Raw genomic sequence first — 7,477 nt, 5'->3', positions numbered from 1 at the left:
CAATTGCTTTGTCAACATTCTCGGCGGCTTGATTGCCTACTGCCATCAACCGAAGAAACCGTCCATTGCGCTCGACCACAATCTGCTGCTCCCGGCTTAACCCGAACTCAGGTTAGCGAAATTCTGTCCTCGCAGTGCAGAGGTTCTCAAATTTGAGCGATCGCATTTAGTCCAACATTGCATCGATCAATTTCATCCACCAAACTTATCGATCACTCTGAGAATTCCTGTCTGCGATCGCTTCAGTGCACCATCCTGAAAAGCAAGAAATCTCGCAATCACCGGAAATCCAGTGATTGAGCGAAGATAGAACAAAAGCTCTCTTTCACGAAAGGACAAACACAATAGGTCGCTCGAGCTTCCTAACCGTGACCGGTTCAGCAGTTGCACGTAAACATTCAAGAGCTAAAGGAAGCCAGACTCCAACCTTCGCGCTCATTTGGCATTACGCATTCGAGACACAGGGCTGATCACTCCGGCTCAGGTCTAGACGACTCGATCGGACGAATTACAACTCGACCGTTTTCGACAACAGTACAGAGCTTATGAACCTTTGCAGCAGGCTTTGCCAAGGGATGCTTTAAGGCATCACAGTGCTCAATCGCCGCATATTGCTGATCCTGCAACACTCGAACAAAGCCTGCACAAGATGAAGTTGGAGAAGCCATAGACGTTTGAATTCCTCCAGTTTCATGATGTGCCTGCGCCAGAACCCAGCGATCGCGGATTCTGCCACCGACGAAGACGAAGTGTGGACATTACAGATTGCGTTTAACGTTGGGCTTCGACGGGTGAAGGGATCTTTGCGTAAGCTGCATCACTGGCAATCAGCGCCCAGCCTGCCTCGCGTAATTTTTGATAAGTTGTCCAGCCCTTCGAGGCACCGCGAATCTGCAAATCGGGGACGCGATACTGAGGAAAAGCTGTATAGGGTGTCCAGGGTTGGTGAGGGCGTTCGCGAAGGTGAAGAATCTTCGTGCCTCCGCCCAATCCTGCTAACCAACACATTTGTCCAGCCATTGCCGTGATCTCCAGTGAAACAACTTCGATATTTGAGGTGCTTCAGACCCAACCCTATCGATTACGTCCACATTATGTCTCTTTTGTTTAAAGATCATTGATAAAAAGGCAGAAACATGCGTAAACAAATTCCCTCTTGAGAGCGAGAAGCGAAAAACCTATGCAGAAGAAATTGTCCTGAAACGCTTCAGTGAGAGTACACTGCTTAAGAAGCGAACATCTAATTTCACCGTTTGGTGACTCTACCGTCTCGCTTTTGCTGCATCTAGCTCACTTGGAGTAACGTTTTTTCAAACTTTTCTGTTTACTTCAATGAATTGCGGCTAGATATATTACAGAGCAAACCTACTGATATTCCGGCATCTCCACTTATCTCGTTAACATCGCTTTCGGTCTTCCCTAATTCTCCGTAACATCCCGGTATGGCATCAGTTGTAACTTCTGAGATCTCTTTGTTTGAGCTTGTAGCGGGTTCAGCCTCAGCACCGCCAGTCATGCACGTCAGCCCAGTTACGTTCAAAGCGCTGATGAGTAGTTTAATCGATCTGCTCATCGATCAGGGTGAGCCAGCATTAGTGTGGGCAAAGTTGCCGAAAGGAGAAGCGTGGCAATTGGAGTTCGATCGCTATCTTGATCGACTGACCCCGCTTCAGCAAATCTTTTACTTTAAGAACCCGCGCGACGACCTTCCAGAATCCGCATTAGGACTGAAAGCGGAACTCGAACCCTCATTACCCCCCTATCCGATCCCCGCGCTGACTACGATTACCCTGCCGCTAGAGAGTAGCTTAAGAAAAGAATTTTTTTTGCTGATTTGGTCGAAGCAATTTTGCGGATTGCTGGTTGGGCATCGCGCTAGAGTGCCAGCCCGCGAAGCAGATGCGCTAGGGACAAGCACGATCGACGAGGATGTCACCGAGAAAAAGCAGTCCCTGATGGCATTTCTAGTCATTGATCCGGAAGTAATCCGGCAGGCGATCGCGGTGCTACAGCCGTTTGCGCCAAGAAGCGAAACGCTTCCAGAATCGAGTTCGCTTGATCTAGCCGTTATCAATCAGCTTTTAGCAAAACAGATTCAGCGACAAGAAGACCTATGGCAGCGATCAAGTACGCATCGTCGGCAAGCTGAATTGGCAAATTTGCTCCAGCTTCAGAACGAGGAGTTAATTAGCACGATTCGATTAAAAGATGAGTTTTTGCACAACGTGGGGCAAGAGCTACGCACTCCGTTAACCAATATGAAGACAGCGCTGACGTTGCTTAATTCACCCACTCTGAAACCTCAACAAAAGCAGCGCTATATGGACTTGCTAGCAAGGGAATGCGATCGGCAAAGTTCGCTGATCAAGAGCTTACTGGATCTGGTTAGTCTAGATCAGCTTGCGGAGCATCGGACGGCTCAGGCACTCCGGTTGAGCGAGGTCGTTCCGGGCGTTGTCAGCACGTATCAACCTTTAGCAGAAGAGAAAGGAGTGAGGTTAGCGTATGTCATTCCTGAAGAGCTGCCAGCGATCACCTGTTTGTCGATTTGGTTAAAGCAGATTGTCGTGAATTTGCTGCACAACGCGATCAAATTTACCCCGCGTGGCGGGCAAGTTTGGGTACGGGCGAAACAGCAGGGAGATTATATTCAGCTTGAGTTTCGCGATACGGGAATCGGGATTCCATCGGCTGAAATCCCCAAGATTTTCGATCGCTTTTATCGAGTTAGACAATCCGTGGATGATGACATGGGCGGTGCTGGCTTGGGATTGACGATCGTGCAGAAGTTGCTTCTACACTGTGGCGGCTCAATCACCGTGAAAAGCCGCATCGGGGAAGGATCAACGTTTAATGTCTTACTTCCGGTTTATCGCAACTCTGAGGAGAGTTGAGGCACTTCTGCATAGGAGCGGTCGTCATGCAGAACGGTTCTGGAACAGGCTGTTAATTATGATTCGGTGTTGAACTTTAGCGACGATCGTAGTAAACCTTAGGGGAAACTGCGAGACATCATCCCCATTATGCAAGAACGTTTAATCAGAACCCTTGTTCTATTTATTGTTCTAACGGTTCTCTTTGGCATTCTCGAACGGCTTTTCCCTAGCATTCCCAATCAGCCTAAATGGCGGCGTGGAGTGTGGCTCGATACGTTTTATTGGTTCTTTACGCCCATGGCGATTCAGATTTTAAGCATTATCTCGATCGCGCTGATATTTGTGCCGATTTACTTACTCTTGGGTCGCTCACTGGCTTGGCATGATGTTCTCGCGGGATACGGCCCAATTGCACAGTTGCCCTTGTGGCAGCAAGGACTACTCGCGATCGTCATGGGCGATTTTGTGGGCTATTGGACGCATCGCTGGCATCACACTCAGCAGCTTTGGGATTATCATGCGGTGCATCATAGTGCCGATACGATCGACTGGCTCACGGCGGTGCGTTTGCATCCCGTCAACGATATTATCTCGCGAGTATGTCAATCGTCCCCGGTTCTGCTGCTTGGGCTTTCCCCGATCGCGGTTGAAGCTTACGTGCCGCTGCTGTCTGCTTATGTTGCGTTCATCCATGCGAATGTGCGCTGGACATATGGGCCGCTTCGCTATCTGCTTGCGAGTCCAGCGTTTCATCGTTGGCATCACACGACGGACGAGGACGGGCAGGGCAAAAACTTTGCGGGATTGTTTCCCATTTTTGATGTGATCTTTGGGACGTTTTATATGCCTTGTGGTAGACAGCCCCAGAATTTTGGTATTGCTGGAGAAACGATTCCGGAGAATTTTCGCTCTCATCTGCTTTATCCGTTCCGCAATTGGCGACAGGGGAAAAGGGTTGCTGAATGATGCGGTAATGCTACATCTCTAACGACTCGCTACGGATCTGGGAGAGACGCGATTAGAAGCTTCGCTGCACCTACGGTGTTCGCGTCTTTAGGCGAGAATGGTGGGTTGTGGGACTTTGGAGACTGGTATAAAGCGATCGCTCCAACGAAAAACTCCGGGTTAAGATTCCCGGAGTTCTCGTAAAGTGATTTATTTTTCAATTTCGGATTTCATTCGGGCTAGCGTTAACGCCATTTGATCAAACATCTGCTGGGGAGTCATACCAAACTGCCCTAACTGAGTTTTAAGCTGCTCAACGGTCATCTGAGCGGAGAAATCCTCGGAAAGCTCAAAGCGCTTCATAAAAACCTTGTAGCGATCCATAATAGCTTCCATCTGCTCGATATACATCAGCTTGCCTTCACGATCGAACTTGCCATAACTACTGCCAAGCTGGACCAACGATTGATAGTCGTGGAATAGTTTTTTCGCTTCTTCTTGAACAATCTCGGAGTCAAAGAATCCCATTGCCTTAATCTGAGGTCACGCAGGACGCGGTAAATAGTAGTTGCACAGGTGGTGCCTGAATTCATCATATTCCACGTCTTTCGCGGGTGTAAGTAGTGTTTTCACTACCTGAGTCGATCGAACAGGAATCAAATGTCTGCAACTGTGCCATTCTTCGCTATATTGAATCCACGCTAATTGCAGTAAAACATATGTTCAGTCAACCAAAAAGCCGAAGAGTTGCCGCGCTGTTGGCGATCGTCGGGGTTGTGCCGATCGTCGGTGGTTTTCATTTAGTCGGCTTACACAAACTCTATTTGGGACAGCGCTGGTGGTGCTTGGTTTATTTTGCGCTCGCGCTCACTGGAAGTAAAATTGCCTGGATTGCAGGGCTATTTGATGCAGTGTTTTACTTAATTCAGAATCCAGATGAGTTCGACGTAAATTTTAATGATGAAGCGGTGCCCGAAACGGGGACAATCAGCCTTCAATCGAACCCAGTCGTCACCGTTTCTGAGAGTTTACGGGAACTCGATCAGCTCCGGCAAGATGGTTTAATTTCAGAATACGAGTTTGAACAAAAACGACGAAAACTCCTCGATCGTATTAAATAGCAATGCTCAATTGGTTCTCTTCTGCGCTGTTGAAGTCCAAGATTCAGAATGATCCGTATTATCGGTTTCAGACTTTAGCTGAGATTCGGATTGCAGCGGATTTGGGCATTCAAATTGACGTGAATCAGGCAGGGGTCGATGATTGGCTAAGATTGCCAGGGTTATCTATTCACCAGGCAAAAACTTTGACGCAACTGAGCGAGCTAGGGGTGCAATTTCTCTGCGTCGAAGATGTTGCCGCCGCATTGGGATTATCCCTTCAGCGCTTAAAGCCGCTAGAACCTGTGATGAAGTTTTGCTATTACGATCCTGAGAGTTTGCATCAGATTCAGCGAGTGAACTTGAACACGGCAACCACGATCGAATTAACTCAGATTCCACAAGTCCGATCGGTACTTGCACGAGCGATCGTCCGAAATCGTCAATCTCAAGGCAACTATAAAGACCTGGTAGATCTACAACAGCGCCTTTCGCTACCAAGTCATTTAATTGCAGAATTGATGCACTATTTACGCTTTTAGCTATGACGATCGAGGGAAAAGCCACGTTCAATGTCGGCAGTGCGTTCTACAATCCCAACGCTGCGATCGTCAGAGATTTAGCGGTACTTGCCGCTGCCGTCTATCGGCGCGATCGCGGACAGTTGCGGGTGTTGGATGCGATGGCGGGTTGCGGAGTGCGATCGCTGCGGTACGTCCTTGAGAGTCAGGCAGATTTCGTTTGGGCAAATGATAGTAATTCGGACATTCAAACCGTGTTACGCGAGAATCTAGCGGTACTCAAGCCAGAACAGTATCAGGTGAGCGATCATGATGCGATTCGAGTATTTTTTGAGTGTTATAACCGTCAGAATTACTTTGATTTAGTGGATGTCGATGGGTTTGGCTCTCCGGTTCTGTTTGTTTCCGCGAGTCTGAGCGCTTGTGCAATTGGAGGATTAATCTATCTCACCAGTACAGATGGGCGCACTGTGACCGGACGCGCTCCAGAAAACTGTGTTGCAGATTACGGAGCTTATGCGCGAATTCATCCGGCAGCGCATGAACAGGGATTGAGACTGATTCTGGGAACTGTTCAACAACAAGCGGCTGCTCGCGGAATGGGTGTAAAGCCTGTATTTTCTTATTTCACCGGACAAACTTACCGAGTCATGGTGCGATTGGTTTCCTCGATCGAACTCACCGAGCAGAACTATGGATTTCTAGGCTTTTGTCATGAGTGCGGTACTTATCAACCTGTCGAATGGCGCAAGTTAGGTCGAGCGCAGTGTAGGAATGAGGGTCGATCGCTGGTGCTGAGCGGGGCAATGTGGTTAGGTAATCTACACGATCGACATCAGATCGCTCGCATGATTGAACTGGCAAATGCCTGGAATTGGTCATCGCAAGTTCGATTACTGGAATTGATGCAGGCGGAAGCAGAAATGCCGCCGTACTTCTACACGCTGGGCGAAATTGGACGACGCGGAAAATTAGACATTCCCAAATCAAGCTATCTGATTCAAACGCTGCAAAATTGGGGATATCGAGCCAGTTTAAGTCACGTCGAGCGAGAAGCAATTAAAACAGATGCAGATTTACCGACTTGCATTCGGGCGGCAAAGTCTTTTGCGATCGAGTAAACAATCGGGTAAACCGAAGTTGACTAAACCGCGAAGGACAGATTACCCTGGAGCTAGGAATGACCAAAAGTTAAGTTTTTTGGGTTCCGATCGCTCTCAAGCAAAGAAAGCAATTTTGGGTTAAGTTTTGGAATTGCTTTCGCGCCCAAAAGCAGTAAACACGGTGGTTTTATGCACTATCTAAAAGAAGTTCCAGACATATAGCGGGCATTGCTACAGCCTCGTCGGGAAGCACAATTTAGTGATTTGCAATTAGAATTTGAGCCATTTTAATCGTTGTTTTCTGATGTGTTCTGCATAACATATCAGGATTAGTGGTTTTGATGTTTTTTCTGATTTTCTAGTGATTGGTGCAATTTCGTGATTGCATCCAGCACTCTGTTGTGCGACTGAATACTTTTACATTCGAAGATCCGTATTTTGTAGCATTTGAAAAAGGAAAAGTTTGTATGTTATCCGTTGATGTAAATGTTGCTTATCGCATTGCAACATCGAAAGACGTGGATGTTTTACTCGAATTGGTTCAAGAGTTTCATCAAATTGAAAAACTACCGTTCGATCCGGTTCTCGATCGTGGTTCGCTCCAGCAATTTCTCAGTAATCCTGCGCTCGGTCGAGTTTGGTTAATTACCGAGCGCAATCAGGTTATCGGTTACGTTGCTGTAACCTTTAGCTATAGCATTGAATTTCGCGGTCTCGGTGCTTATATCGATGAGTTGTATCTCCGTTCTGCCTATCGAGGACAGGGTATCGGCACTCAGACGCTGAAGTTTGTCGAGCGGTTTTGCCGATCGCAGAACATTCCCTCGATCTCCTTATCTGTCCATGATGATAATGAACGCGCCTACAAGGTGTATCGCAAAGCAGGATACGACGATCGCGGCTATCAAGTGATGATGAAAGCAATCGCGTAA

General features: G+C 47.7%; 9 protein-coding genes. 6 read left to right on the top strand and 3 right to left on the bottom strand.

Features of this window, described 5'->3' with window-relative positions; all coding sequences use genetic code 11:
- Nucleotides 1-470: 470 nt before the first annotated feature.
- Together NC980_RS17655 and NC980_RS17650 are read right to left on the bottom strand one after the other, a co-directional pair.
- Nucleotides 471-668: a hypothetical protein gene (locus tag NC980_RS17655; RefSeq protein WP_190376500.1), complete on the bottom strand. Its 198-nt coding sequence runs from the start codon at nucleotides 666-668 to the stop codon at nucleotides 471-473.
- A gap of 103 nt (nucleotides 669-771) precedes the next feature.
- Nucleotides 772-1,020, bottom strand: coding sequence for a hypothetical protein (locus NC980_RS17650; protein WP_190376499.1), 249 nt, complete (start codon nucleotides 1,018-1,020; stop codon nucleotides 772-774).
- 422 nt (nucleotides 1,021-1,442) lie between these two features.
- Here NC980_RS17650 and NC980_RS17645 point away from each other — a divergent pair, with 422 nt between their 5' ends.
- Both NC980_RS17645 and NC980_RS17640 read left to right on the top strand, forming a co-directional pair.
- The gene (locus tag NC980_RS17645; protein WP_190376498.1) at nucleotides 1,443-2,894 is read left to right on the top strand and encodes an ATP-binding protein; all 1,452 of its coding nucleotides are present in this window, start codon (nucleotides 1,443-1,445) and stop codon (nucleotides 2,892-2,894) included.
- Nucleotides 2,895-3,023: 129 nt separating this feature from the next.
- On the top strand, nucleotides 3,024-3,842 hold the full coding sequence (locus NC980_RS17640; RefSeq protein WP_190376497.1) for a sterol desaturase family protein: 819 nt from the start codon (nucleotides 3,024-3,026) through the stop codon (nucleotides 3,840-3,842).
- A gap of 189 nt (nucleotides 3,843-4,031) precedes the next feature.
- Here NC980_RS17640 and NC980_RS17635 read toward each other — a convergent pair whose 3' ends face one another.
- Complete coding sequence (locus NC980_RS17635) at nucleotides 4,032-4,349, bottom strand: DUF1825 family protein (RefSeq protein ID WP_190376496.1); 318 nt, start codon at nucleotides 4,347-4,349, stop codon at nucleotides 4,032-4,034.
- A 191-nt stretch (nucleotides 4,350-4,540) separates the two neighbouring features.
- Here NC980_RS17635 and NC980_RS17630 point away from each other — a divergent pair, with 191 nt between their 5' ends.
- From NC980_RS17630 to NC980_RS17615, 4 genes are all read left to right on the top strand, one after another.
- Entirely contained in the window at nucleotides 4,541-4,942 is a 402-nt protein-coding gene (locus NC980_RS17630) for an SHOCT domain-containing protein (RefSeq protein WP_190376495.1), read from the top strand.
- Nucleotides 4,943-4,944: 2 nt separating this feature from the next.
- Nucleotides 4,945-5,463: a ComEA family DNA-binding protein gene (locus NC980_RS17625; protein WP_190376494.1), complete on the top strand. Its 519-nt coding sequence runs from the start codon at nucleotides 4,945-4,947 to the stop codon at nucleotides 5,461-5,463.
- Nucleotides 5,464-5,465: 2 nt separating this feature from the next.
- Nucleotides 5,466-6,563 (top strand): tRNA (guanine-N1)-methyltransferase, encoded by a 1,098-nt coding sequence (locus NC980_RS17620; RefSeq protein ID WP_190376493.1) that lies wholly within the window; start codon nucleotides 5,466-5,468, stop codon nucleotides 6,561-6,563.
- Between the two features lie 449 nt (nucleotides 6,564-7,012).
- Nucleotides 7,013-7,477, top strand: a complete 465-nt coding sequence (locus NC980_RS17615) for a GNAT family N-acetyltransferase (RefSeq protein ID WP_190376492.1) — start codon at nucleotides 7,013-7,015, stop codon at nucleotides 7,475-7,477.

Source organism: Leptolyngbya sp. AS-A5, from assembly GCF_039962495.1.
In the GTDB taxonomy this organism is placed as follows: domain Bacteria; phylum Cyanobacteriota; class Cyanobacteriia; order Leptolyngbyales; family Leptolyngbyaceae; genus Leptolyngbya.
Note: the sequence above shows the minus strand (reverse complement) of the source record. Positions and strands in the feature narration are given on the sequence as shown.